Source organism: Muriicola sp. SD30 (assembly GCF_041205185.1).
Classification (GTDB): domain Bacteria; phylum Bacteroidota; class Bacteroidia; order Flavobacteriales; family Flavobacteriaceae; genus Muriicola.
In genome coordinates this window covers 570,385-596,080 of record NZ_JBGEWB010000003.1, presented here as the reverse complement: position 1 = coordinate 596,080, position 25,696 = coordinate 570,385, and the positions used below count along the sequence as shown (strand labels likewise).

25 protein-coding genes and 1 other RNA gene are annotated in these 25,696 nt (G+C 42.0%); 9 read left to right on the top strand and 17 right to left on the bottom strand.

The window, feature by feature from the left end; all coding sequences use genetic code 11:
• Positions 1-68: 68 nt before the first annotated feature.
• Complete coding sequence (locus AB8P51_RS11715) at positions 69-278, top strand: DUF2892 domain-containing protein (RefSeq protein ID WP_369749012.1); 210 nt, start codon at positions 69-71, stop codon at positions 276-278.
• A gap of 172 nt (positions 279-450) precedes the next feature.
• Entirely contained in the window at positions 451-633 is a 183-nt protein-coding gene (locus AB8P51_RS11710) for a hypothetical protein (protein ID WP_369749011.1), read from the top strand.
• A gap of 113 nt (positions 634-746) precedes the next feature.
• Here AB8P51_RS11710 and AB8P51_RS11705 read toward each other — a convergent pair whose 3' ends face one another.
• The 8 genes from AB8P51_RS11705 to ssrA form a co-directional block, all read right to left on the bottom strand.
• Positions 747-2,120: an exonuclease domain-containing protein gene (locus AB8P51_RS11705; RefSeq protein ID WP_369749010.1), complete on the bottom strand. Its 1,374-nt coding sequence runs from the start codon at positions 2,118-2,120 to the stop codon at positions 747-749.
• Positions 2,121-2,224: 104 nt separating this feature from the next.
• Positions 2,225-2,554: a YegP family protein gene (locus tag AB8P51_RS11700; RefSeq protein ID WP_369749009.1), complete on the bottom strand. Its 330-nt coding sequence runs from the start codon at positions 2,552-2,554 to the stop codon at positions 2,225-2,227.
• A gap of 149 nt (positions 2,555-2,703) precedes the next feature.
• Positions 2,704-2,925, bottom strand: a complete 222-nt coding sequence (locus AB8P51_RS11695; RefSeq protein ID WP_369749008.1) for a hypothetical protein — start codon at positions 2,923-2,925, stop codon at positions 2,704-2,706.
• A gap of 239 nt (positions 2,926-3,164) precedes the next feature.
• Entirely contained in the window at positions 3,165-3,530 is a 366-nt protein-coding gene (locus tag AB8P51_RS11690) for a PKD domain-containing protein (RefSeq protein WP_369749007.1), read from the bottom strand.
• A 79-nt stretch (positions 3,531-3,609) separates the two neighbouring features.
• Positions 3,610-4,596, bottom strand: coding sequence for a lipid A-modifier LpxR family protein (locus tag AB8P51_RS11685; RefSeq protein WP_369749006.1), 987 nt, complete (start codon positions 4,594-4,596; stop codon positions 3,610-3,612).
• Between the two features lie 128 nt (positions 4,597-4,724).
• Entirely contained in the window at positions 4,725-5,015 is a 291-nt protein-coding gene (locus AB8P51_RS11680) for a hypothetical protein (protein WP_369749005.1), read from the bottom strand.
• Between the two features lie 466 nt (positions 5,016-5,481).
• Entirely contained in the window at positions 5,482-5,781 is a 300-nt protein-coding gene (locus tag AB8P51_RS11675; RefSeq protein ID WP_369749004.1) for a GIY-YIG nuclease family protein, read from the bottom strand.
• A gap of 283 nt (positions 5,782-6,064) precedes the next feature.
• Positions 6,065-6,462, bottom strand: a transfer-messenger RNA (tmRNA) gene (ssrA, locus tag AB8P51_RS11670).
• A 110-nt stretch (positions 6,463-6,572) separates the two neighbouring features.
• Here ssrA and AB8P51_RS11665 point away from each other — a divergent pair.
• Complete coding sequence (locus tag AB8P51_RS11665; protein ID WP_369749158.1) at positions 6,573-7,778, top strand: NAD(P)-dependent oxidoreductase; 1,206 nt, start codon at positions 6,573-6,575, stop codon at positions 7,776-7,778.
• A gap of 3 nt (positions 7,779-7,781) precedes the next feature.
• Here the strand turns inward: AB8P51_RS11665 and AB8P51_RS11660 are convergent, their stop codons facing one another.
• Positions 7,782-8,900: an Sb-PDE family phosphodiesterase gene (locus tag AB8P51_RS11660; protein ID WP_369749003.1), complete on the bottom strand. Its 1,119-nt coding sequence runs from the start codon at positions 8,898-8,900 to the stop codon at positions 7,782-7,784.
• Between the two features lie 220 nt (positions 8,901-9,120).
• Here AB8P51_RS11660 and AB8P51_RS11655 point away from each other — a divergent pair, with 220 nt between their 5' ends.
• Positions 9,121-9,387, top strand: coding sequence for a hypothetical protein (locus tag AB8P51_RS11655; RefSeq protein ID WP_369749002.1), 267 nt, complete (start codon positions 9,121-9,123; stop codon positions 9,385-9,387).
• A gap of 12 nt (positions 9,388-9,399) precedes the next feature.
• Positions 9,400-9,759, top strand: a complete 360-nt coding sequence (locus tag AB8P51_RS11650) for a DUF1801 domain-containing protein (RefSeq protein ID WP_369749001.1) — start codon at positions 9,400-9,402, stop codon at positions 9,757-9,759.
• Between the two features lie 5 nt (positions 9,760-9,764).
• Here AB8P51_RS11650 and kdsA read toward each other — a convergent pair whose 3' ends face one another.
• Positions 9,765-10,589, bottom strand: a complete 825-nt coding sequence (gene kdsA / locus AB8P51_RS11645) for a 3-deoxy-8-phosphooctulonate synthase (protein ID WP_369749000.1) — start codon at positions 10,587-10,589, stop codon at positions 9,765-9,767.
• A gap of 151 nt (positions 10,590-10,740) precedes the next feature.
• Between kdsA and typA the strand changes: the two genes are divergently transcribed.
• Complete coding sequence (gene typA, locus AB8P51_RS11640) at positions 10,741-12,540, top strand: translational GTPase TypA (RefSeq protein ID WP_369748999.1); 1,800 nt, start codon at positions 10,741-10,743, stop codon at positions 12,538-12,540.
• A gap of 30 nt (positions 12,541-12,570) precedes the next feature.
• Here the strand turns inward: typA and ppgK are convergent, their stop codons facing one another.
• From ppgK to AB8P51_RS11610, 6 genes are all read right to left on the bottom strand, one after another.
• Positions 12,571-13,323: a polyphosphate--glucose phosphotransferase gene (gene ppgK / locus AB8P51_RS11635; protein WP_369748998.1), complete on the bottom strand. Its 753-nt coding sequence runs from the start codon at positions 13,321-13,323 to the stop codon at positions 12,571-12,573.
• Positions 13,324-13,411: 88 nt separating this feature from the next.
• Positions 13,412-14,176, bottom strand: coding sequence for an NUDIX domain-containing protein (locus AB8P51_RS11630; RefSeq protein ID WP_369748997.1), 765 nt, complete (start codon positions 14,174-14,176; stop codon positions 13,412-13,414).
• 77 nt (positions 14,177-14,253) lie between these two features.
• On the bottom strand, positions 14,254-15,414 hold the full coding sequence (locus AB8P51_RS11625) for an MFS transporter (protein WP_369748996.1): 1,161 nt from the start codon (positions 15,412-15,414) through the stop codon (positions 14,254-14,256).
• Between the two features lie 71 nt (positions 15,415-15,485).
• A complete protein-coding gene (locus AB8P51_RS11620) occupies positions 15,486-16,166 on the bottom strand; it encodes a sulfotransferase family protein (protein ID WP_369748995.1) in 681 nt (226 codons plus the stop codon).
• Positions 16,167-16,190: 24 nt separating this feature from the next.
• Positions 16,191-17,852, bottom strand: a complete 1,662-nt coding sequence (locus AB8P51_RS11615) for an aryl-sulfate sulfotransferase (RefSeq protein WP_369748994.1) — start codon at positions 17,850-17,852, stop codon at positions 16,191-16,193.
• Between the two features lie 80 nt (positions 17,853-17,932).
• Positions 17,933-18,616: a cell division ATP-binding protein FtsE gene (locus tag AB8P51_RS11610; RefSeq protein WP_369748993.1), complete on the bottom strand. Its 684-nt coding sequence runs from the start codon at positions 18,614-18,616 to the stop codon at positions 17,933-17,935.
• Between the two features lie 149 nt (positions 18,617-18,765).
• Between AB8P51_RS11610 and AB8P51_RS11605 the strand changes: the two genes are divergently transcribed.
• From AB8P51_RS11605 to AB8P51_RS11595, 3 genes are all read left to right on the top strand, one after another.
• Positions 18,766-21,786, top strand: a complete 3,021-nt coding sequence (locus AB8P51_RS11605; RefSeq protein WP_369748992.1) for a tetratricopeptide repeat protein — start codon at positions 18,766-18,768, stop codon at positions 21,784-21,786.
• 15 nt (positions 21,787-21,801) lie between these two features.
• Positions 21,802-23,550 (top strand): TonB-dependent receptor, encoded by a 1,749-nt coding sequence (locus AB8P51_RS11600; RefSeq protein WP_369748991.1) that lies wholly within the window; start codon positions 21,802-21,804, stop codon positions 23,548-23,550.
• A gap of 155 nt (positions 23,551-23,705) precedes the next feature.
• Positions 23,706-24,815: an OmpA family protein gene (locus tag AB8P51_RS11595; protein ID WP_369748990.1), complete on the top strand. Its 1,110-nt coding sequence runs from the start codon at positions 23,706-23,708 to the stop codon at positions 24,813-24,815.
• Positions 24,816-24,821: 6 nt separating this feature from the next.
• Here AB8P51_RS11595 and AB8P51_RS11590 read toward each other — a convergent pair whose 3' ends face one another.
• Positions 24,822-25,619 (bottom strand): NIPSNAP family protein, encoded by a 798-nt coding sequence (locus AB8P51_RS11590; protein ID WP_369748989.1) that lies wholly within the window; start codon positions 25,617-25,619, stop codon positions 24,822-24,824.
• Positions 25,620-25,696: the final 77 nt, after the last annotated feature.

Here is a 25,696-nt window from a genome sequence, read left to right as displayed (position 1 = left end):
GTCCTTTGCCTGGGGTTAATATACCTGGTGGTTCAGCTCGTATATAGACTAACTTAAAACCAATTCAGATGAAAAAGAACATGGGTGCCTTAGATAAACTGATCAGAGTAGTTGTTGCTTTAGTAGCTGGTGCATTGGTTTATTACGAAGTTGTAACCGGGATGTATTCGTATGTTCTTCTGACAATTACGGCTATTTTCCTATTGACAAGTCTGATTGGTTTTTGTCCGCTCTATGGGATTTTCGGCCTTAATACATGTGCCGTGAGAAGTAAATGAAGTTTTTACTAAATCTCTTCCAGGCTTCAATCGATTTTTAACTGATACCCCAACTCTTTAATGTAAGGGTTAACTCATTGTTTCTCTCTATTTAGCTATTTTGAATTATTTCCTACAACCCTCTTCGGTAGAAAGGGATTTTGTGTATTTTTATTTCAAATAACCAACAGGAATGCTTAAAAACTTTATTAAAAGTGTAGGGGTAATAAATATTTTACTGCTCCTTTGTGTTCTCTCTATCATCGTGGTCTCTGAATACCTTTACCTTACCGGGAACAAGCTCGATGCCATTTTTATAGCCTTTTGGGCGCCTACCATCCTTGGATTTATGAACTATTTTAAATACAGGAAGTGATGGATTTTATACTGGCATATTCTATATTCGTCGCTTTTATCTTCCTGATATGGATGGTTTTTGTTGTAAGAATGTATCGAGAGTTAAATAAAAAACGATAACTGGATAACCTTTTATTCTTGCCCCATCAGAAGTATATTGTTTTGGTTTTTAAAAGTATATGAACTTATAAGGCGTTTAGCTTCCAGAGTCTCTGTTTGGGGTGTAACATAGGCCATAGCATCTTCCAGCGATGAAATTTGCTGGTCCTTGGGAATAAATCCATACCCACAATATAATCCATCACGAACTACTACCAGGGCATCTTCCTCCGGATTCCTGCCTTGCTCTTTAATTATATAGTTTTCACGTTCAGAAGTGACATAGTCAATGGCTTTCTGCACTTTTAAATTGTATTCAATTATATCTTCTTTCCCTCGGCAAATTCCTGAACAAGGTCCAAGTCGGAAATGGTTGCATTGAGCAACGCCATCCTGGAGATGGCAATATTTGGCGCACAATTCAAATTTGGCACAAATCTGTTCCAGGAATTCCCTGCTTTCAGTAAGCGAATACAATGTAGTTAAAGGCTGAGGTACACTGTTGATTTTCGAAAAAGCGAGGTGTAAAATTCCCTCCCTGTCTTCATAGGAAAAAATGGCAATTCTTGGCACCTTCCTTTTCTGAGCTCTGTTATAAAGGGGATATAGTTTTTTGATCGCATGGTTTTCCATCAAAAGGGCTACGAGTTCATTCCCTGATAATTCAAAATCTATCTTTTGGGTTGCCCGGCACATTTTTATCTCCTTTTCACTTTTATCGTAAAAATGGCTCAAAACCCTTTTTTTAATGTTTTTTGCTTTACCCGTATATATAACTTCTCCTTTATCATTTTTAAAATGATAAACACCGGGCTTTTGAGGTAGCCTGCTATATTGTGCTTTGGGCAATGAAGGAGGAAGGGTTGCTTCCTGGGATCGTGCATTCAGGAACTTTTTTAGTGTAATATCGATTCCTTCCGTATTTAAAATTTTAGAAAACAAAAGAACCGTAGCATGGGCATCACCTCTTGCCCGGTGTCTGTTTTCAAGGGGTACCCCGAGAGAGCTGCAAAGTTTACCCAGACTATACGATCGATACCCTGGAAATACGACCCTTGAAAGACGTACTGTACACAACTTTTTCCTCACGAAGTTGATGCCTAATTGTTCAAATTCATTCCGGATTACATTATAATCGAAGTTGACACTATGAGCGACAAAAATACAGCCATCGGTGATCCGCAGTATATCTTCTGCAATATCTTTTAACAGAGGGGCGTTTCGGACGGTGTCATTGTCTATACCTGTAAGTCCGGTAATAAAAGGCGGAATCTCACACTCGGGATTAACCAGGGAAGTAAATTCTTCGGTGATCTGTTTTCCATTGAATTTAAAAATAGCGATCTCGGTGATCTTATTGCCTTTGATCCCGTTTCCTGTGGTTTCAATGTCTATTATACAATACACTGCTTACTTCTTACTTTAAAGGTAGTAAATCATAAAAAAAGGACAACAGAAGTTGTCCTTTCTTCCCTGATTAATTTCAGGGTTAGATAATAAGCGTTCAGTATTTAGGAATTATCTACCACTTTTGCCGACGGAGCATTCTTTTTTACTGAAGCAATACCACTGGCCATAGAGGATGCCGATGCATACATCTGACTCGCTCCGATCTCCTGCCCGTTAGAGGCTTTCAGGCCAAAATACGGTTTTCCGTTCTTAGCGACTTTCCGCTCGAACATTGAGTCGTTCTTAGAATTTTTTCTAACAGATTCAATGCCATTTTCGCAGGCCGATTTTGTCTTGTATGCTTCACTGCTTAAGATAACTTGTCCGTTACCAGCCTTAAGATTGAATCTGAATTGACCTGATTTGTCTTTTTTAATCTCGAATTTGCCCATTTTGAAATATTTTTATTTTCCCAAAATTAACACTTAAAACTAAATTTTTTGGGAATATGACAAAAAATAATCCACATCTTACTGTGGATTATTAAAACATTATCAATTTTTTACGATTCTCTCTCTTAGTAACAAGAGAAGCCGTGCTTCTAGATCACCGGAGATCCTTTTATCCGCTTTTCTATCTTTTGCTTTTTTTCGGTCAATCGCTTCATAAGATCCATAAGTTCCGGATCTTTCGTTTTTTTGTATATCTCGTTCAATCCCAGGATCAGTGCCTTGGCATCTCTCGATGCCTGTACCCTGTCACTGGTAGACATATGACTCATTTTTAAGTTTTCAAATGTCTCTGCCCTTTTAAGTAAGTCCATAGTAGTACGTTTCAAAAATCAAGGCCAAAAGATAGGAAAGATTTCAGATAAGCCATATCTAACTTAGCATAATATTTTCATATAATTTACTTAAACAAATGTGAAAGGTATCTGAGATCTATGCTGATTAAATGTTAATACCTGTATATCAAGTAAATAGAATTCCCTATATCATCTATTCCAATACAAAGATGATCATAAAAAAGGAGTAAAATACGGCCTAAAATTCTAGAATCAGATCAGTTTGCTGCCGGAGGATCAACCACGGTGATAAAATTCTCGAGCAATAAGGTGTTTTCTGCTTCACTGTTTATCGCAGTTAGGGTAACGTCATAAGTTCCTGCAACCTGATATTCAATAGAAGGTTCTACTTCGGTACTGGTTCCGGGTGTTCCACCCTCGAAAGTCCACTCAAAAGAAGTGGCATTTGTTGAACCGTTTACAAACTGAACCCTTGTACCTGCACGAATGGTTGTAGCCAAAGCGTCAAAATCTGCAACAGGCGGACTGATAACTGTATTCGTATCATCGCCTTCGTCATTTGAACATTGTACAGTTAAAAAGGCTAGTAAAATAAGGCTAAATAGATTCTTTGCGGTTTTCATAAACAATTTTTACAGGCTAAAAATACTAAATTTCTGTAGTTTCTGTGAAAAGAAAAAGTAAGTGACCAACCCTATTTTCTTAGAAGTTTCTGGCATAGGAAAGGGTAATGAACTTATGTGACTTGTTTCCCGCCGCTTCAGCCGACTGGATTTGGTATCTAAAGCGATATTCATTTTTCTGAAATCGGTGTTGAACGCTAAAGGTTCCAAAAATTAAATTCTCGTTGGCATCGATAAGAAAAATTGAATCATCTCCGAGGGCGTTCCCTTGTAACATGCCATTATAAAACACCTTCCTATAGCCAGCCTGAAGGGTGATGAAAATTTCCCTTGCCGTGCTCCCTATGCGTTCATACACCATGCTCGACATCAATGGATTTCTCCGCCCGAAAAAAGCGATAAGGTTGATTTCGCCGTATTGATCCCTTGTTCCAAACGCAACCTCGGGCTGCAGACCCAGGCTAACAGAAAAGGGGAGTGGAGCAAGCCACCATTCCCGATGTAAATTGAGATACAGGTTAGCGTGAAAACTATTGTTCATTTCCCCTACCCAAACCGGCGGATCGGATACTACCAAAAAATTGTGGTACCAGCGCTGAAATCCGCCTGCACCGGAGTTATTTCCGGCAAGGCCAAGGAGTAGTCTCGTTTCTAGCGCCCTGTTTTCCCTTACTCTGGACCAGCTCGCCTGTAATCCTGAGTATCCCACGTAAGGTCGGTCCTGCTGCGAAATATCGGTAGTTGTAATATTAGAAGGGGTGAAGATTTCCTGTCCCATAGTGAGCGAGAGTTGCTGCTGCTCATTTTCCCTTACCGATGATCTCAGTCGCCGTGTATAACTCAGAAAAAGCCCTGAAGAATAGTAGCGATCACTTAGGGTGAGGAAGTCATTGTCGTGTTTTAACCTTAACTGACTCCGAACTAAAGTATCTCTTTCGTCAGATATGAATTCCTGACCTTGGATATTTACCTGGATCAATAACAAGATTGTTATCAAAAATGCCAAAGCCTGCGAAGGATTTGATTTATTGAAGGCAGTAATAGTCCCAGAAAAGATCAAGGTCACTTGGTTGCATTTTAATCAGGTCCTAAGATATGAAGGAAAGCAGCGGAATAATTGCATGAGATTGTCAGATTTTCTAAAAGATAACTTTCAAGTACTGTTGTGAAGTGTGCTAACTCTCGGAAAGAGGTTTATTGATTATTTTCCAGGGCCTTCAGGCTATCAACTTCTTTGCGGAATCGCAGTATGATAAAGCTGTCTAGTTCTTGTCCTATACTATCCCGCATCAACCTCCAATTGGCAGCATTCAATTTTATAGTATAATCCCTGATTTGATTAAATCTTTCCAGATTATACCTATTTGCTTTCCAGGCTGCTTCCGTACTCTCCTGGTGTTTGAGATCTTGAAGGTATATCCCAATGCCAAATCCAACTATTACAATAGCTAGAACAATAGCAAATTTGGTCTTGGTTATATTCAAAATTGATTTTTTGGGACTCCTAATCTAAGGGAAATCCTGCAATAGAACTCAGAAATTCCTTGATTTCATCATTTAAAACGTTAAAGCACATAGATTTAGGCATTAAGAGAGGCAAATTGGTAGTTAAGAAAGAAATCAATTCTGCGAACAATGGGCTTCTATAATTTAATGATCTTAGTCTTTCAAATTGTATATGTAGGTTTTGGGGAGATTACCTTCGGTGTTCTCCGGGTCTCGCAGGTTTGCAAATAAAAATACCCATTGTTGGCACAATGGGCATCCAAATGCTTTCAAAAATGCTCAAGCAAGCTCGGCATTTTTTTCTGCCTTTATCTGCTGCGTATTTTTGAGTGTCGTGGAGCCGGGGAGATTACCTTCGGTGTTCTATATGCTTCAGATCTGCAACCTTAACGACAGAGCTCCAGTCTATTATTTAAATGAGGCTAAACCAAGCTGCCGATAGTATTTATATCAATCTTTTATTTCTGAAAGCAATTCCAGACCCCGACTTTAAATACCGCTCAAAGTCATAAGCTTTTTGGACATCTGAAAAATAGGAGACATGGATGAGTCTAACCGGGAGTTTGTCTTTAGTAAAAGACACCTTGCGTTCTCTGTGGGAAGATAGTCTTTTGGTAATATTACTCGTAAATCCAGTGTAGAACTGTCCGTTCTCGCATTTTAAAATGTATATGGCAAAGGGAAGAACCACAATTTTTACGAAATAAGACAAAAGGTATAATTCCAGACTGAAATGATATTGCATAATCATGCTTGGGAAATACATTGAAAACCTCAACCTACCAGAACTATATATTTAACTCAAAATGAAGAGATACAAAAAATAAAGCCCTCCTTCGCTTTCGCTGTGCTCAAGATTTGGAATTAATTAAAATATTAGAACAAGTGGATCGGCATCCGCCGCCCGCGTGCCGCTAAAGCTTTAGCGGGGGCGGCAAGCCCTCCAGTTACCTATATATAAATCTAAATATGGAGTAAAAAAATAAAGCCCTCCTTCGCTTTCGCTGTGCTCAAGCTACGGAGGGCGAAGGTGGAGCCGGGGAGAATCGAACTCCCGTCCAAACAAGCAATATCACTGCTTTCTACATGCTTAGTTTTTGTTTGATTTTCGTTGTCCATCTGACCAAAAACCGCCTAATGAACACTTAGCTTCCTTATCTTTTAACCCTTAATAAAGCAAAAAGGGCTTTATGTTGATTTTTATGGTGCCCCATAACGGATCGCCATCAACAAGGGCTATCCCGGGACATCTCGCTTCCCTGCCTTGCAGGGACGAGGCTAAATCCTACTATAATTCAGATTAAGCGGCAAGAGCGTAATTAGATTCGCCATTTAAAAAGTGTGAAATATGAGATTAACGAGCTATATCCCAGCGCTCGACATGCTTACAATGCCATTGGTCTCGCTGTCAAAACCAGTCGGCCCCAATATGTTAAAGAACTTACTTTTGGTAAAAAGGATTGCGAAGATACCAAAAAGTTTGTGCACCGCCTTAAATCCGCGTAATTTTGAGCAAATTCTATACCAAACCCTATGATACATTTCGGAATCATCAGAGAGCGAAAAAACCCACCAGACAAGAGGGTTGTGCTATCTCCTACAGCCTGCCAAAAAGTCCTGAAATCCTTTCCAGAGGCTAAAATAAGTGTAGAACCCTCTCCCATCCGTGTATTTCACGATGATGAGTACCGGTCCGCAGGTATTTCGGTAACCCCTGCTATGGAAAACTGCGATGTATTAATAGGCGTAAAAGAAGTCCCTATTGAAGCTTTGATCCCTGGTAAAAAATATTTCTTTTTCTCTCATACAATTAAGAAACAGCCCTATAACCGCAAGTTGTTGCAGGCCGTTTTACAAATGAATATCGAGTTGTACGACCATGAGGTGATTACGAACGAGAAAGGCGTAAGACTTGTTGCTTTCGGACGCTATGCGGGTATTGTTGGAGCCTATAATGGCATTCGGGCATATGGTTTAAAAAGCTCATCATTTGAAATCCCAAAGGCCGAAGCACTGAAAGACCAGCAGGAATTGATCAGTACTTTGAAAACAATTTCTTTGCCCCCTATAAAAATTCTCCTGACGGGAAAAGGAAGAGTTGGGAACGGCGCTAAAGAAATTCTCGATGGAATGCAGCTTAAAGAGGTGACCGTAGAAGATTACCTGCATAAGTCGTTTCAGGAACCGGTGTATTGTCAAATCGATGTGTTAGATTATAATCGCAGGAAAGATGGGCAGCCATTACCCATGCAGGATTTCTTTGATCACCCTGAGGAATACGAATCAGACTTTATGCGTTTTGCCAGTGTATCTGATATCTATATTGCAGGACATTTTTACGGAGATGGAGCCCCCTTCCTTTTTACCAGATCAGACGTAAAACGAAAAGAATTTAAGGTTCAGGTGGTCGCTGATATCAGCTGCGATATTGACGGACCGGTCGCCACAACACTGCGGGCATCTACAATTGCCGATCCAATTTACGGCTATGATCCTGAGAAAGAGGCTGAAACTTCCTATACCCAAGAAGGAACTATTGCCGTAATGGCGGTAGATAATCTTCCGGCAGAATTACCAAGAGATGCCAGCGAAGGCTTTGGAGATACCTTTGTTGATCACGTTATTCCGGCCTTTTTTAATGGTGATAAAAGAGGCATCTTAGACAGGGCCAGAATGACACATAACGGGAAGTTAACCCCTCATTATGCATATTTACAGGATTATGTAGACGGCAAAGAGTAGTTCTTAGTTTAATTGAATAACCCAGCTTATTTCAGGATTTGTTTTAGGGGCTGTATATGCCTTAAGGGCCTTTAACTTCAAACTAATCTGTGTTTGTTGTTCCAGGGTTTTAACCTTGAGTATCCTTGTTTCTCCTGCCGCAATTTCAAATACCGCTGCGTTGCTGTAAAAAGTATATTCCATTCTATTTTCAAATAAGAGGTCACTGCTTGAAATATTTTCAAGCTCGATCTCGAGAATTTGTGTGTTCTCTATGTATTCTGCTCTTTTGACCTGAATGCTATTTTTAATTAAAGGGATCAGGAATTCCGACTTCCCCACCAGCAGTGAATTATACACGGCCACGGTTCTGCCTTCAAACAACGCAGTTCTTAAACTTTCACGAGTTCTTTCCTTTGCAAAAACAAGTGTGATAGGACGGTGGTACCCTTTTTCCAGATACTGCCAGTCGATTAATCCATGGATATCACTTGTTCCCATGATCGTAAGGTCGTGCTCCAAAGCCAAAGCAAGTGATTCTTCCGCATAATCGTATTCATTGATCACCTCAATCCCGTGTAATTCTCCTCTTTTGATCAGCTCGAGCTGAAATTCACCCAGGACGGGATTTCCGGTCGGACTCTGCCGGTACCAGGCAGGGTGGTTCCAGAATACAAAAGCCCCCTGTTTATTAGCCTCTGCAAAAGGTACCCTGGGATTGGTGTCTAACAAAAGATTAGCATCATTTAAAAAGACAGCATTGCTGTGTCCGATGGGAGCATTTCGGGTGATTTCAGATCCATGTACAACGAGCAGATCGTGCTCTTCCGCCTCTGCGAGAGCCAGTTGGTAGGATCGGTTTCTGTCGGGATGAGGGATGTCATCCTTGTGGGGTTGATATTCCAAATGTTCAGTAAGAGAAATAACATCGAGGTTTTCACGCAGTGCCTCCATTACCCTGATGGAAGGCCAAACCTCACCATCTGAAAAGACAGTGTGCTGATGGAGATCACTCTTCAGGGTTATAAATCCAGGGATGTCAGGATACGTAAGTGCCTTTCCACCTAAGTGATTATGATTCTGTGACCAGACGGTCGCAAAAAAGAGAAGGTGTACATAAAAAGTCAGGGTTTGTAATTTCATAATATCATCATTTAGGTTGGTCCATGACAAAAACTAATTAATAATTTGCCCACTGAGATGGCAGGGTATCCATTATTTAATAGATAGAATTCTAATACAAAATCTATGATTAATTGTCTTTTGTCGATGTGCTTCTAAAAATATTGAAAAGTTGATTCAAAATATCCTGATTGTACAAGAAATTTAATATATTTCATGGATTAACCAATCGGATTCTAAGGTGAAATTTAATTGGATACTTTCCAACGATATGGACGTCAACTTAAAGCGTCAATGTATCGATTTAGAATATAGATTAAGACCGAGGATCACAAAATTCCTGATGGCTCGTTTAGAACATGAATGTTCAGGAGACTTTTCCTCTTTTCATTTTGACGTGGATATGGTTACCAATACTATTCGAATTTCTCCCAGAACGCCTTCCAGATTTGCCAGAATGATCAAACGCGACTTTGAAAGGGAGATCAATAGTCTTTGTTGTACCTGAGGGATTTTTAAAATGGATCCTGCCTCTGCTTTTATTCTGGATCAGACCGAACCTTTTCGCTCAATACTCCTGCATTTAAAAGGGATAATCGAAAGGGAAATTCCCGATGTCACCCTTAAATTTAAATACCGGATTCCGTTTTATTACCTGGAAGGAAGGCCTTTTTGCTATCTCAATCAGACTGAGGACTATGTAGACCTGGGCTTTTGGATGGCCGCTCACCTGAGCGTTCATTTGGATAAGATGACCACTAAAGGCCGGAAAATGATGAAGTCCCTTCGCTATCGAAATTTAGCGGATATCGATGAATACATCCTTTGCGACATATTGCGTAACGCATATGAGGTGAGGAATAAGAAGTTTTATTCCTGAACTAATTACGAATCAAATTGGTTGATTGTTTCCCTCAAACGTGTCAATTGAGTGAGTAGTTGATCCAATTTATCCAAAGGAAGCATGTTGGCTCCGTCACTCTTCGCATTAGCAGGATCAAAGTGGGTCTCCATAAAGAGGCCGTCAACGCCCGCCGCAATGCCGGCCCGGGCCATGGTGCTGATCAGAGCAGGCCTTCCTCCCGTAACACCGGACGATTGATTTGGTTGTTGAAGAGAATGGGTGACGTCTAACACAACAGGGGCGTATTGCCTCATAGTAGGCACCCCTCTGAAATCGACAATCATGTCCTGGTAACCAAACATAGTTCCCCTGTCGGTAATGATCACCTGATCATTCCCCGAATCGGTCACCTTAGTAACGGCGTGTTTCATGCTTTCCGGACTCATGAATTGCCCTTTTTTCAAATTTACCGTTTTACCGGTTTTGGCCGCTGCAACCACAAGATCGGTCTGGCGTACAAGAAATGCCGGAATTTGTAATATATCTACGTATTCAGCTGCCATTTCAGCATCAGAGACCTCATGTATATCTGTAACCGTGGGTACATCAAAAGTCTGCGAAACTTTTTGAAGGATCTTTAATGCTTTCTCGTCGCCAATCCCCGTAAAGGAGTCGACCCGACTCCTATTGGCCTTTTTAAAACTCCCTTTAAATACATAAGGGATCTTCAGTCGATCTGTCACTTTTACGATCTGCTCTGCGATGCGCAGGGCCATTTCTTCTCCTTCGATGGCACAGGGCCCGGAGAGCAGAAAAAACTGCTGACTGTCAGTGTGTTTTAGCCGTGGGATTTTAGTAAGGTCCATTCTAAAATTTTCGTAAAGGTAGGAATTTGAGGAGACTTTATTAGGACTTGAATTTTACCAGAACTTCCTCAAAACCAGGAATGTAAAATTATTATAACTTTAAGCTTCGGTACCGAAAATAGGACTATCTTTGCCGGCTCAAAACAAAGAGATGTCTACTACCAAAAATATAGCAATTATTGCTCACGTCGACCACGGAAAAACTACCCTGGTTGATAAGATCTTACATTACTGTCAGTTATTTCGCGAGAATGAAAAGACTGGCGACCTGATTCTGGATAACAACGACCTGGAACGGGAAAGAGGGATTACTATCGTTTCCAAGAATGTGTCTGTTACCTATAAGGATACCAAGATCAATATCATCGATACTCCTGGTCACGCCGACTTTGGCGGGGAGGTAGAGCGGGTCTTGAATATGGCAGACGGGGTATTACTTTTAGTAGATGCCTTCGAAGGACCGATGCCACAAACTCGTTTTGTATTGCAGAAAGCACTGAGTCTGGGATTAAAGCCCTGCGTGGTAATTAATAAGGTAGACAAGGAAAATTGTACCCCCGAAGAAGTGCATGAGAAGGTTTTCGATCTGATGTATGAATTAGGTGCTGAAGAGTGGCAGTTAGATTTTCCGGTGGTTTATGGCTCTGCCAAACACAACTGGATGAGCGAAGACTGGAAAAAACCCACTGAAACCATAGAGCCTTTACTCGAAATGGTCCTGGAACATATTCCCGAATTTAAACCGGCAGAAGGTAATACCCAAATGCTGATCACCTCCCTAGATTACTCCTCTTTTACGGGTCGAATCGCAATCGGAAGGTTACAGAGAGGCATTTTAAAAGAAGGGCAGCCCATTATTTTGGTCAAAAGGGATGGGAGTAAGGTAAAATCCAAGATCAAAGAGCTTTATACTTTTGAAGGCCTGGGAAAAATTAAGGTACAAGAAGTTGCAACAGGGGACATTTGTGCCCTGGTTGGACTCGAAGGTTTTGACATTGGTGATACCGTTGCAGATAGCGAGAATCCACAAGGATTAAAAACCATAGCTATAGACGAGCCAACCATGAGCATGTTGTTCACTATTAACGACAGTCCATTTTTTGGACAGGATGGAAAGTTTGTGACTTCCAGGCATATCAAGGAACGCCTCGAAAAGGAACTGGAGAAGAACCTGGCTTTAAGAGTTGAAGAAACCGATAGTGCCGATAAGTTTATGGTGTTCGGAAGAGGTGTACTACACCTGTCTGTACTCATTGAAACGATGAGGAGGGAGGGATATGAAGTTCAGATCGGGCAGCCCCAGGTAATTATCAGGGAATTTGACGGGGTTAAATGTGAGCCCGTTGAGCAGCTGACCATCGACCTTCCTGAAACTGTTTCAGGAAAGGCAGTGGAAATGGTCTCCGTTAGAAAAGGAGAGATGATCGGAATGGAAGCCAAAGGAGAGCGAATGGTCTGTGATTTTTTAATCCCTTCAAGAGGGATTATAGGATTGAGGAACCAATTACTTACAGCAACCGCAGGGGAAGCTATCATGACACACCGTTTTCTGGAATATCAGCCTATGAAAGGGGATATTCCTCAAAGGCAGAACGGATCATTAGTTTCTATGGAAAATGGAAAGGCGATCCCTTATTCTATTGATAAATTACAGGAGAGAGGTCGATTCTTTATTGATCCGGGAGAAGATATTTACGAAGGCCAGGTGATCGGTGAGAACTCAAGAGGTGATGATATGACCATTAATGTCACAAAAACCAAAAAGTTGTCTAACGTGAGGTCGGCTGGTGCTGACGACAAGGCCAAGATCGTTCCTGCGATCAAATTCTCCCTTGAGGAGGCCCTGGAATATATTCAGAAAGATGAATATGTTGAAGTGACACCAAAACACATTCGGTTACGGAAGATTTATCTTAAAGAAGTGGATCGTAAACGAAATAAAATAAATTAGAAAAAGCGCCATCAGGCGCTTTTTTTCTTTTTAATCAAGGGTAATAGGATGGTGCATGGCAGCTGCGGCTGCGCCTATGATTCCTGCATGGTTCTGGAGACCGGCCGGAATAACAGGTGTTTCGATTGTTATATATTCTTTGTATTCATCAAAATCCTTTGATGTTCCCCCACCGAGGATAATCAAATCAGGCGAGACAATGACTTCTACGTATTCGAGGAAAATATTAAATCTCTTGCCCCATTCCTCATAGGAAAGACCTTCTTTTTCTTTGGCAGATGCTGCGGCCCATTTCTCAATCTTATCGTATTCCTTGTAGGGTATTTGTCCTAATTCAAAATTAGGGATGAGTTCACCATCCCAGAAAGCTCCGCTTCCTAGTCCGGTACCGATGGTAATCATTACCACAAATCCCTTGCGTCCTTTCCCTATTCCATAGTTCATCGTGGCATAACCCGCAGCATCGGCATCATTGATAACTGTCACAGGCAAACCGGAGGCCTCACTAAATAGTTCTTTTACGTTGACATTGATCCATTTCTTATGGAGATTGCCTTTTGATTTACAAACCCCATGTCTTAGGGTGGTGGGAAAGCCACAACCAATGGGGCCGGAGTAGTTGAAATGATCTACAATTTCCTTAAAAACCTTGGCCATGGGTTTGGGCTTGCGCGAGGCAGGTGTGGGAATTCGAAATCGTTCTGATAGCATTTCTCCCGTTATAGAATCCACCAGGGCACCTTTCATGCCCGATCCTCCAATGTCAATTCCCAGTACTGTCATTTAATTTTTAAATAAATGGCGATTCCCGCCCGGTTAGTCGGCCGTAAAAGTAACAAAAAACTAAGAGATGAAAAGTGAAGCAAAATGATTAAAGCCTGTCCTGTTTTCGAAGAAAATCAAAAACCAATTGCCCCGCTTTAGATACTTTCTCCCTATCCTTAAATTCGAGCCATTGCATTTCCGCGATCTCAGAGGCCGGCTGTAGTATTCCTTTGTAATTCGATTCGTAACAGCGCAATCGAACCAAAATTCCCTTTGGTCGCCCATCGGCCTGTGCTTCAAAATTTCCTAAAAAGCTAAAACTGGACGGTTTCAGAATTACCTGCAGTTCTTCCAGAATTTCCCGGCTCAATGCCATCAGATCCGATTCACCTTTTTCCCTTTTTCCACCTGGGATATAGAACAATTCCTTTCCCTTACTCCTGACACATAAAAGCTTTTTGTTTTCAACCAGTACCCATGCTAGTTTGTCTATAATTTTGGGGGAGGGCTCTACATAGTAATCAATGGAATTCAGTGAATGATTGGGATCGATTGTATCAAGAAATTTGTCGATGCCTTTCCCGAACCCGGTTAGCATACCCAGTTTCTTATTCCTTCCAAGAGCACTGGAGATGGTTTCATCCCTGTTGCCGAAGGGATAGCCTCCCTTCCTTATCCATAACAGATTCAGTAAATGCTGCATCATCACATTGCCCAGCTGGTCTATCGAAACGGCAATCTTCAACAGGTATTCCCCCAGACCAGAAATCCCACCTTTAATCAAAGAGTGAAATAGGCCGTAGAGAAATCCGACTGGACCTGTGATGACAAGTAATATCAGGGAAATAATAAAGAGCAATACCCCAATCATGGGGTTCGATTTCTTATCGGGGGCTGAGGTTTTTATCTTCCGTATCAATAGATTGGGGGATAACTATTATCAAAAATTCACTGTATTTGTCGTGGTTGAACCCAATACCAGACCAGAAAGGTCAAGGTAAGTCCAAACAAAACGATGCCAAGGCCATAAAATAATTGAGCAAGTGAAAAATAATCCAAAAAAGGAAGAAGCACAAGTGGGGATAAGAACTGCCCTAGAAACCAGAAGGTAGTCAGGCGCCCTATCTCCTGACCTCTGATTTCCTGAGGAGCCAGTTGCATTACCCAGACATTGGCATTTGGAATCATAAGGCCCATACCAAAACCGGCCAGAAGCATTCCCAACAGCACCATGACATATGAGTTTCCGTATGCGATCGCAATGAATGCAAGGGCCATCAGGAAGTAACCAAGGCCAAAGATCTGGCGAAAACCCAACAAGTCCTTGATCCTGCTATAGGAAAATGAGGAAATGGCAGAAAACAGCGTACTGGAAGCGATAGCAATCCCAATCATTGTATTTTTTTCTATTCCAATTGATTTCAGATAGAACGGAATCTGTACGGGGATAATAAAGAAGATGATCCACATCAGCATCACATTGCCAAAGATCAACCAGATAATCCCCGGGGATTTAATTTTACTCTTTTGTTCGGGTTGTTTTACCCTCCCGGGTTCTTTTAGAAAAAGGAAGGCGGGGGGAAGGATGAGGAGTGAAAACAGGTATAGTAAAAAAGGAACACGCCAGTTGATGTCGGCAAGGATCCCCCCAAGGGTAATAAATAGTATACCTCCTAAGGACATTACGGCGATTTGCAGTCCCGCAAATTTCTGCCGGGCCTTTCCCTGGTAATAATCGGCTACGAGTGTAGTGACGATAGTCATGGAAATTCCAACGGAAATACCAAGCAGTGCCCTTCCGGCCAGGATCGCATAGAGGTTTTTAAGCCAGTACCCCGAAGTGCCACCGATGGCATACAGGACCAGCGCAACCCCTAATAGTTTTAATCTCCCGGTTTTATCTATAATTATTCCTGCTGCAATGGCACTGAGGGCAATAAATAACCCTGGAAACGAAAGGGATAATTTTACCAGGGCAAGATGATTGGGAACATCTGAAAAAGTTTCGGTCATATCCGGAAGCGAAGCCGAAATGGTGATCATAGACATGATGGTAAGACTACTCACCAACAAAAGCGTGGCCTTTACCTGCCAGGTTTCTGAATTCATACAGGGAAATTCAATGCGGATTACTAAATGATCTGGTTACAGACCTGAGAAAGAATTACATTTAAAATCAATCAGGCCATTTGCCCTTTCATTAATTTAGGAAGCATTTCTTTAAAGTTTTCCTTCTTGTTTAAATGTGGCAGAGATTCGCCCGGTTCTTCAACCCCCAGGAATTTACAAAGGGGTGCCCAGCCATCTCGCACATCGTATACCAATAGTTTATCTTCAGGGACAAACCGTTTTACCTCTGCCAGATGGCCTTCCCAAACTTTTTGCGCATGTGCTTTATCTTCGAAATTGCCATTTAACTCCCCAGCAAAAAAGGTCTTTTTAAAGAATTTAATGCATTTCACCACATTTCTGGCCCTTGAGCTAAAAAGCAGCTTCCCCATCATCTTTATTTTCTCTCCGGGAGTCTGAGGTCCGGCCCGGTAAACTGTACTGTCTACACTTTTGTACCAGGCATCAAAATCCCTGACAGTAAGGATTACCTTGGCATCCGGATAGCGTTTCATATGTTCTTTATACCAGGGATATCCAGGAAAGTCCACTGTGGCATCATACCCTTTGTAAAGGCCTTCCCAATCTGTGTCGCCTGTTTCAGAAAGAGTTTTCCAGTAGTGAAGATTATGTGGGTTTACAAGAAGTTCTTTCATGTGATAAACATGATCAAACCCAAGCATTTCAAGCGATCTTTTAAGTGTGGTGGTTCCCGTTCTAGGGAATCCGGCTCCGATAATTTTAATTGACATTATTCTTGGTTTAAGGTTGATATTTTATTGAGTGGTTTCTTCCTGTGGAGGAGGCATTTTAAAGATAAAGGGATCGGGTTGGGGAGTTATTGGCTCCAGGTTTTTACCCATGAAAGCTGGGTGATCTTCCGGGTATAAAGTGGCCCTGAAAATTCCGTATATAAAAGGCCCCGTTGGTTGAGCAGGGGATCCGTCTGGTAATTTGTAGTCATCTATGTAAGGATTCCAGTATTCCCAGACCAGTTTGCCATTCTCATCAACTTCTATAAATCTACCCTGCTTCCCCTGTGTGATAAAAGTATGTCCGTTTTTTAGTCGATGTGCCCCTGATATAAAGGAAGAATACATAGAATATTTATCCGGGGCAGTGTAGGTCCAGTCGGGTGTTTTTGGCCCGAATACCCCATCCTCATTGGGCTCGTAAATTCCGTTTTCTGATGTGGGTATCTTCCATTCATGGACAGCAGAATAATTACCTACATCTCCTACAGATACATTTAATTCGGGCGAGGGATTACCTGCCAGAGCTGCCCACATATTGGGAAGCTTGTTGTCCGGATGAGGAATGTCGTTGTTGTAGACCATTAGATTCCCTTCTCCAGGGTATCCTTTGGGGATCCATTTGCTGTCGTGTTGTCCATATAAATTCTGATCTTCTTTAGTTCCCTTTCCGTAGTTGGCGGGATTTCCCCAGCGGTATAACAATTCTCCCCCTAATCCTGACCTGCCTCCGGATGTTGTTCTGGCTTCCTCTGTGGTAGTACTGTGATCAATGACAAAGATCTCTCCATATCCTGGAACACTAATGACGATCTGATCGAGTTCAGGATTATACGATATGGCATTTGTATGGGTGATATCCGAGCCCTGGTTGTCTATTGTCGCATTGGAAGTTAAAAAGCCCATTTTTTTCATCTGGTCCAGACGTTCCTGGGACATGGGTGGCCCGGCTTCTTCACTGGCTGTATTGAGATTGATCTTTCTGGGATGTTCTGCAACTGCTGCATAGTTCTTTTTCGCAGGATCGAATTCCTGTACGAGATGGTCCTGCATTCTCCACTCCCAGATTATCTTGCCTCCTTCAGGCTTTACAGGTTCAATCTCTACGATCTTATCGAGCCATATCCCCGCCTTTGGGATATGTTGGGGATCCATGCCTGCTGCTTCGGCCTCCTCTGCACTTAGTGCATCATACGAAATCGCAAGGATGTTGCCATTCGGCATTACTTCTATATCGTGGTGGGTGAGGTAGGTTTCACTGAAATAGGCAAAGTCCCATACGAGATTACCCTCCCAGTCGTATTCCTTAATTCTACCGGATTGCCCTCCCGCCGCAAAGGTTGGGAAATTTTCATCGCGTTCCATCCGGATAAGATGTCCGTTTGGTTGAAGGTAGGAGTTCATTGAATTGAGATCGGAATCCCAGCGATGAACTACCTCTCCATTCTTGTTTATTAAAAAAGTGGATGTACTGCTCGATGGTTCAAATAGAACAAAACCTTCAGTATCCGTTTCAGAATTGTAGATCAGGCCCCTTTTGGCCATGACTCCGGTCATACTGCGGGTATCCTCAGGCTGCCAAACTTTTACTTCCTCTACAACATTTTCAGCTAGTGGAGCAGTATCTGTTTTACATGAAAATAGGAATAGCAAGAATAGGGGTAAGGTAAAAGCTTTCAGTTTCATAATAAATCAGGTTGGTTGTTGTGGAAAGATACGTTTTTTTTCCTTTCAGAAATCCTAAAAATAGGTGGTTGTATAAATTATTATACAGCTTTCTGAACTACTTCGAAAACCTTATTTCCATCACATTTTAAGGTCTTTGAAGGGTATTTCAGGATCAGGGCGTAGTCGTGTGTGGCCATTAGGATAGTACGTCCTGTCTGGTTGATTTCCTGTAGCACCTTCATTACTTCCACGCTGGTCTGAGGATCGAGATTTCCCGTAGGTTCATCAGCAAGGATAAGTTCGGGGTCATTGAGTAAGGCTCTGGCAATGGCTACCCGCTGTTGCTCTCCCCCCGAAAGTTCGTGGGGAAATTTAAATCCTTTGGTCTTCATCCCTACTTTTTCGAGAACCTCCTCGATCTTGGCATCCATCTTACTCGAATCTTTCCAACCAGTAGCTTTCAGGACAAATAGAAGATTTTTATGGATGTTCCTGTCCGGGAGAAGTTTAAAATCCTGAAAAACTACTCCTAGTTTTCGTCTCAGGTACGGGATATTCTTCTCCTCAAGTGTTTTAAGATTAAACCCTACAACCCGGCCATGACCCTGTTTCAATGGAAGATCGGCATAAAGAGTTTTCATAAAACTACTCTTTCCACTCCCGGTTTTTCCGATCAGGTATACAAATTCACCTTTCCTGACCTCCAAATTGATATCGTTTAAAACCAAATTTTCTTTTTGGAAAACAGCAACTTCCTTTAAGCTTAGTACAGGCTCTTCCATGCATCTTTTGTTGATATAAAAGTAATAAGTTCTGCAGGATAAAAAGTACAGCCTCCTTAAAAAACTTTTTCTTTGACTGGATTATACTGCAACCCGATATTTGCCGTTACTAAGACAAATACGGTAATTCTCACGAGTTTTAGAACACTATGTTAAAGAAAAAGACCGCCTTCACCCTCGTGGCCCTTGGGCTGCTATTTGTGGCAAATGCCCAGGAATCTGGTATCTATACCCATGATGACAGTGAATACCAGGAAGCGCTGCAACTATATAATAATAAACAGTACCAGGCTGCGCAGACCCTCTTTGAAAAAGTAAAAGCAAGGACCCAAAACGAGGAAACCAAAGCCAACAGTGCCTATTACGCGGCCAACGCAGCTGTAAGACTCAATCAGCTGGGGGCAGACCGACTGATGGAAGATTTTGTGGAAAGCTACCCCACTTCTACCAAACGCGATGCGGCCTTTATGGATGTAGCCGACTATTACTTCGAGAATGGTAAATATCCGTATGCGCTTAAATGGTATAAGAAAGTAGAGCCTTATACGGTTCCCAAAAAGGACCGGGAACGCTACAACTTCAATCTTGGCTATTCCCTCTACGCTGCAAAAAAGCCCGAGGAGGCTAAAAGCTATTTTAACCGTGTTTTAAATTCAGCCGAATACGGTTCGCAAGCCAAATATTACCTCGGATTTATAGCCTATCAGCAGGACGATTATCAGGAAGCTACCGAAAGATTTGATCAGATCACAGACCAGGATCTTCTCGATGAGAAACTCTCCTACTTTCAGGCAGATCTGAACTTCAAGCTGGGCAATTTTGAAGAAGCCATCGCCCTGGGAAAAAAACAGCTTCCAAATTCAGACAGGCAGGAGATTTCCGAACTCAACAAGATTATAGGGGAGAGTTATTTCAATCTGCAGCAATACGCTCAGGCCATTCCCTACCTGGAAGCCTATCGAGGGAAGCGCGGCAGATGGAACAATACAGACTATTATCAGCTGGGTTACTGTTATTACCAGCAGCAGGATTATGCCAATGCCATCCTGCAATTCAATAAGATAATTGGGGGTACGAACAGCGTGGCGCAGAATGCTTATTACCACCTTGCTGAGTGCTATCTAAATCTCGGGAAGAAACAAGAAGCTCTTAATGCCTTCAGAAATGCATCACAAATGGATTTTTCTCCTGAAATAGAAAAAGACGCCCTGCTCAATTACGCCCGACTCAGTTATGAGATCGGGAATGCCTATGAGCCTGTGACGCAGGTTCTTTCAACCTATCTTGATCGATATCCTAAAGACACATATGTCCCTGAAATACAGGACTTACTGGTGGACTCTTACCTCACCTCAAGAAATTTTAAAGGTGCACTTGACTTACTAGAAGGGAACAGGAATTACGCCAATAAAGCGACCTACCAGAAAGTAGCTTTTTTCCGGGGAATGGAATTATTTCTCGAGGGAGATTATGCTGAAACGGTCGATGTTTTAAACAGGGCTATTAAAAGTGATGCTGATGCTGTTTTTACGGCAAGGTCTCGATACTGGAAGGGCGAAGCCAGTTATTTGCTCAACCGTTTTGACGAGGCTCTGGTAGAATATATCCGCTTCCAACAAAGTCCGGTTGCCTCCAGAACAGAAGAATTTAAAGACCTGGATTACAATTTGGGGTATTCCTATTTTAAGTTAAAGGATTACAATTCGGCTATACCGTATTTCAGGAGTTATAAATCAGGTTCCAGAGGGAATGAAAAAGCTCAGGATGCCCAGGTAAGGCTTGGGGATTGTTATTTTGTTACAAGCAGATACGACAGTGCCATTGGTGCCTATAACGACTATATTTCCGGTAATGGCAGAGAAAAGGATTATGCTGCATTCCAGAAAGCTGTTAGCTACGGATTTATGGGGCGGAATTCCACGAAACTGTCTGAACTCAATGCGTTTTTAACTGCCTATCCCGCCTCAACATTAAAAGATGATGTTCTTTTTGAACTGGGGAATTCCTATATCAGGGAAAACAGAGACCAGGAAGGACTAAATGCGTTTGCCGACCTGGTGGATTCTTATCCAGGTAGTAAACTGGTACCTCAGGCACTTCTGCGGCAGGGGTTGGTTCATTACAATGCCAATCGCAATGAAGAAGCCCTGTCTAAATTCGGCTCGGTGGTCGACAAATATCCCAACTCTCAGGAAGCAATTCAGGCAGTGAACACGGCAAAATTGGTCTATATGGATATGGGCAGGGTAAATGAATATGCGGCCTGGGTAAGAAATCTCGATTTTGTTGAGGTATCAGATGCTGATCTTGATAATGCCACCTATGAATCTGCAGAAAAACAGGCCCTTGAAGGGCGTACCTCTGCCGCCATAAAAGGTTATGCAAATTATATCTCGGAATTTCCTTCCGGGTTACACATTGTAGATGCACATTTTAAATATGCCCAGTTGCAGTTTTCCGAGGGGAATCAGGAAAAGGCATTGAATTCCTTTAAATATGTGGCCGACAGGGGAGGAAGTGACTATAAGGAACAGGCATTGACTCGTGTTTGTGAACTCCTGCTTGCAAAAGAGGCCTACGCTACCGCGATGGAATACCTGATCCAGCTGGAGAATTCTGCTGACATTACGCAAAACAGGACGTATGCCAGGCAGAATCTGATGAAGGCATACTACGATCAAAAGAATTATGAAAAAACACTGGAGTATGCCAATAAGGTGATGAACTCCCCTGGCATAGATGACAGGATAAAGAGTGATGCACAGATCATGATCGCCAGATCTGCCATGAAAACAGATGACGAGGAAACTGCAGAAGAGGCTTATGCGAAAGTACAGAAGATAGCTTCAGGGTCGCTCGCTGCAGAAGCCTTGTATTTTGAAGCCTATTTCAAACAAAAGCGCGGGGCCCTGGAAGAAAGCAATATTGCCGTCCAGAAACTAGCTAGGGAATATGCTATTTATAAAGAATGGGGAGGTAAAGGATTGATTATAATGGCCCAGAACTTTTATGCCCTTGGGGATGCTTTTCAGGCAACCTACATCCTGGAAAGTGTTATCTCAAATTTCACTCAGTTTCCTGAAATAGAATCCAAAGCCAGGGAGGAACTGGCGGAGATAAAAACCAAGGAGGCTGAGAAAAATGCTTCTGTAAACACAGGGGAGAATTAAACAACGCTCACAATTATGTCAAGGAAGTTTATAATAATATTAGGTATTCTTTTCGGCTCTACCCTGGGTGTTTTAGCTCAGGAAAAGGATCTGGGAACTGAAACGGTCACCGTTGTAAAACCGTATTCGCCAACGGTCTCTGACGCGTTTAAAATTAAGTCGGTGCCCGTTCTCATCGACTCCATAATACAAGCTAAAAAAGAGATCAAATACAGTATATTTTCAGTGCCTGTTGCCTCCACTTTTGTACCTGCAAAGGGGACTGCCGCTACTGTTCAGAAAGCAACTCCAGAAAAACTTTACAATTCGTCTGTTTCAATGGGTTTAGGAAATTATAACAATGCCCTCCTCGATGTATATACGAGTAGGGATTTCGATCGTGGGAAACAAAGAATTGATGTTGGGGTCAATCATTTCTCCTCAAGAGGCGACCTGGATTTTACGCCTCTGGAGACAGATTTCTACAACACCGATATAAATGCTGCCTATTCTAATAGAGGTCGCGATGGAGACTGGGGAATATCCCTGGGCGGAGGACATAAACTCTACAATTGGTACGGACTTCCTGAAGGGGTTTTTGATGAGGCTACCATTGCTGGAATTGATGAACAACAACAGTATTATAATGCTGATGTAGGGGCCAGTTTCAGACAGGAGGATGCCGTTTTTAGCAAGGGTGAACTGAGCCTTAAAAGATTCTGGGATGAGGTAGAATCAGGAGAAAACAGGGCTAGCCTGCTTACTAGCCTTGATTTTCCATTGAGTCAGGAATCCTTTATGCTGGGCTTTAAAACAGATTATGTGGAAGGTGAGTTTGCCAATGCTGATGTCAATAATACCGCAAACGCGGAAGGTATAGCGTATTCTCAGTTTCAGGTGGGCCTCAGTCCGTCTATCTTAATTGAGAAGGACGAATTGCATATTCGCCTGGGGGCCAATCTGGTTTATGGGATGGACATGGAGAACAGCGAGGGAAACTTCTATATCTACCCCCAGGTGACTGCCTCTTACAGATTGCTGGATGAGGTAGTAATTGTTTATGGAGGAGTTAATGGAGAATTGCGTCAGAATTCTTATGCCGATTTTGTGGAGGAAAACCCCTTTGTTTCGCCTACCCTGGTTATTCAGCCTACAGATCAGCAATACAATGCTGAACTTGGATTTAAGGGGCAGCTCTTCCCTAACCTGAGCTATAATGTCAGAGGATCCTATAAGGCAGAAAATAGAAAGCCGTTATTCAAGTTAAATCCCCAAAATGATTTCCGGGATGATGAAAAGGGCTATACCTACGGCAATTCATTTGAATTGTTTTATGACGACGTGAAGACGCTTGGCATTTTTGGGGAGCTCAATCTTGATGTCAACCGGAATTTCAGCCTCGGGATCAACGCCTCAGTTTCAGAATACGATACCGAAACCGACAACCCGGCATGGAACCTTCCCAATTTAGAGGGGTCCTTATTTATGGACTATCAGTTGGATGAAAATTGGTTTATGGGGGCAAATATTTTTTATGTTGGAGAACGGGAGGATCTCAGTGCCGTAGTTATTCCTAATGCTCAGCCTTCAGATTTTCCGGCAAACATAATCACCCTCGATGCCTATATCGACGCTAATGCACACGTAGGTTATCGCCTGAGTGATCAGCTTTCCATCTTTGCCAAAGCCAGTAACCTCGCCAATAATGACTACCAGCGCTGGGCTAATTTCAGGGTTCAGAGTTTTCAAATACTGGCAGGAGCCACTTATAAATTTGATTTCTAGACATTTAAATAACCCTATTTTAGGTAAAATTCTCTTTAATTTCCACGTGATATAGCCTAATTTCTTAACCCTTTAACGAAGCGAGTAGGTCCCAGGGGCTTTTAAAAGTCCACTTTCCTTAAATTTATCAGGACGATAAACGGGAAACCCTGCCCATGCGTAAGTTGAGATATTTTACCAGTGTTTGTATGGTCCTTTTTGGCCTGTGGATTTGCGGTGCCCAAAACCTGGTAGTGAATCCCAGTTTTGAAGAGCATACATCCTGTCCGGAAAAACTCGGGAATTTTAATTCTGATGTGATAGGCTGGAGCACACCCTCTCTGGGTTCTACTGATTATTTTCACGCCTGTAGTGAGGCTATGGGCACCCCAAAGAATTTCAATGGTACCCAGATCGCCGATTTTGGCCAGGGATATGCCGGCTTTTATCTCTATGCGCCAAACGATTACCGGGAATACATGCAGGCTAAACTGACTACACCTCTGATTAAAGATGAAGTTTACGAATTGAGTTTTTTTGTAAGCCTGGCAGAACGATCAGACTTTGCAATCAACGAATTCGGGGTTGTATTTTCAGATAAACCATTCAATTTTGAGATTAAGAAGGAAATGTCCAAAAAGCATTTATTCTCAGATACTGGCAATAAGTTTTCTTATTTGGAAATAGGCTACTCGCATTTTGCGAATGACAAAAAGGAGTGGATGCTGGTCTCAACTACGTATATCGCGAAAGGGAATGAAGAGTATATGACCCTGGGAAACTTTAAAAGCAACGCCAGAACCCGCAAATTTCTAATTAAAAAAGGTGCCAAACAGGGAGCCTATTACTATGTGGATATGGTTTCCCTTATTTCAAATAACACAAAGGCCACCAATACTTTGGCTGCTGAGCAACCAACGGACGGTCCTCCAAGTCTTAATACACCTCACCTTTTCCAGCATGTACTATTCGATTTCGATGAATACCTGCTCCTCGATTCAGCGAAGGTTTACCTGAAAAATACCTATGATTTTCTGGTAGAAGATCCCAGTCTGCATATTATTATCCATGGGCATACAGATACTATCGGCCTTCCGGCCTACAACATGAAATTATCGGGGAACCGATGTAAGGCAGTGGTGAACTATTTTACAGAGTTAGGTCTTTCTCCAGAGCGAATTTCATGGAAAGGGCATGGTGGAAGCCTTCCCGTTGCTGATAATACTACCCCGGATGGAAGACAAAAAAACAGGCGGGTGGAATTTATTCTCACCAAGATGGAGTAAACGTCCTCAATAATCAGAATAAGGTGTAGGAGTAAGAAAAAATATGTCCACTTTACTGACATTGTTAGCATAGTAGGGATCATCGACCAATACTTTCCACTGTGGGCTTTCAAAAAAAGACTTCCACAATGTATCCCTGGATTCCATATTTTTAAAGGTGGTCATATACATAAGATTCGGCATCCGGGATCCTGCAAGTACTTCAGCATAGAAGACGGCATTGAATCCAAGTTCTTCAAAAAGTTCAATTTCCCCTCCCTCATTAAACATCTCTATTTTGTTTCTCAACAATGAATAAGAAGGAGATTCATAGCTTCTAAGCTCATAAACACGATCACTTCTATCATCCTTGAGGGATGACGGGCGTAGAAAAGGCATTCCCTTAAATGGTTTAAGCAGGATTAATTCCTGTCTTTCAAATAGAGGGGCGTTATATGGGGTGTTGATATAAATATCACCTTCTTTTTGCAAGATAGAATCCTGATATATGGTTTCTGATATTTGTCCGAACTGACTAGAAGCCTGAATGGGGTATAGAACAAAGATCTGTTTCAGGCTGTCCTGATACTCTGGCAGATGTTTGAACACCCCTATATTCTGGATGTTATTTCTTTTCATTGCCGGAATAAATGCTTTTTCGAGAAATTCCTCCATTTTTGCTTCCTGAGTTTTATTTTCGAACTTATAGATCCGAAGCTCAAAAAGATCCTGGATAAGTACACTTTCCTTGTTTAATTTACACTGAGAAAAAAATAGCAAGGATATAATTGCGAAGATTAAAACTCCGAGATTTAATTTTGACATGACCGAATGTTTGAATGCTATCAAACTTAATTGAATTGAAGAGTAATTCCTATAAATCCGGATTTCCTGTCTTAAAC

Bases quoted from the DNA above. Each gene is read 5' to 3' on its own strand.
- AB8P51_RS11715 (WP_369749012.1), top strand. From the start codon at position 69: ATGAAAAAGAACATGGGTGCCTTAGATAAACTGATCAGAGTAGTTGTT.
- AB8P51_RS11710 (WP_369749011.1), top strand. From the start codon at position 451: ATGCTTAAAAACTTTATTAAAAGTGTAGGGGTAATAAATATTTTACTG.
- AB8P51_RS11700 (WP_369749009.1), bottom strand. From the start codon at position 2,554: ATGGGCAAATTCGAGATTAAAAAAGACAAATCAGGTCAATTCAGATTC.
- AB8P51_RS11695 (WP_369749008.1), bottom strand. From the start codon at position 2,925: ATGGACTTACTTAAAAGGGCAGAGACATTTGAAAACTTAAAAATGAGT.
- AB8P51_RS11690 (WP_369749007.1), bottom strand. From the start codon at position 3,530: ATGAAAACCGCAAAGAATCTATTTAGCCTTATTTTACTAGCCTTTTTA.
- AB8P51_RS11675 (WP_369749004.1), bottom strand. From the start codon at position 5,781: ATGCAATATCATTTCAGTCTGGAATTATACCTTTTGTCTTATTTCGTA.
- AB8P51_RS11660 (WP_369749003.1), bottom strand. From the start codon at position 8,900: ATGAAATTACAAACCCTGACTTTTTATGTACACCTTCTCTTTTTTGCG.
- AB8P51_RS11650 (WP_369749001.1), top strand. From the start codon at position 9,400: ATGGATCCTGCCTCTGCTTTTATTCTGGATCAGACCGAACCTTTTCGC.
- kdsA (WP_369749000.1), bottom strand. From the start codon at position 10,589: ATGGACCTTACTAAAATCCCACGGCTAAAACACACTGACAGTCAGCAG.
- typA (WP_369748999.1), top strand. From the start codon at position 10,741: ATGTCTACTACCAAAAATATAGCAATTATTGCTCACGTCGACCACGGA.
- ppgK (WP_369748998.1), bottom strand. From the start codon at position 13,323: ATGACAGTACTGGGAATTGACATTGGAGGATCGGGCATGAAAGGTGCC.
- AB8P51_RS11630 (WP_369748997.1), bottom strand. From the start codon at position 14,176: ATGATTGGGGTATTGCTCTTTATTATTTCCCTGATATTACTTGTCATC.
- AB8P51_RS11625 (WP_369748996.1), bottom strand. From the start codon at position 15,414: ATGAATTCAGAAACCTGGCAGGTAAAGGCCACGCTTTTGTTGGTGAGT.
- AB8P51_RS11620 (WP_369748995.1), bottom strand. From the start codon at position 16,166: ATGTCAATTAAAATTATCGGAGCCGGATTCCCTAGAACGGGAACCACC.
- AB8P51_RS11615 (WP_369748994.1), bottom strand. From the start codon at position 17,852: ATGAAACTGAAAGCTTTTACCTTACCCCTATTCTTGCTATTCCTATTT.
- AB8P51_RS11610 (WP_369748993.1), bottom strand. From the start codon at position 18,616: ATGGAAGAGCCTGTACTAAGCTTAAAGGAAGTTGCTGTTTTCCAAAAA.
- AB8P51_RS11605 (WP_369748992.1), top strand. From the start codon at position 18,766: ATGTTAAAGAAAAAGACCGCCTTCACCCTCGTGGCCCTTGGGCTGCTA.
- AB8P51_RS11600 (WP_369748991.1), top strand. From the start codon at position 21,802: ATGTCAAGGAAGTTTATAATAATATTAGGTATTCTTTTCGGCTCTACC.
- AB8P51_RS11595 (WP_369748990.1), top strand. From the start codon at position 23,706: ATGCGTAAGTTGAGATATTTTACCAGTGTTTGTATGGTCCTTTTTGGC.
- AB8P51_RS11590 (WP_369748989.1), bottom strand. From the start codon at position 25,619: ATGTCAAAATTAAATCTCGGAGTTTTAATCTTCGCAATTATATCCTTG.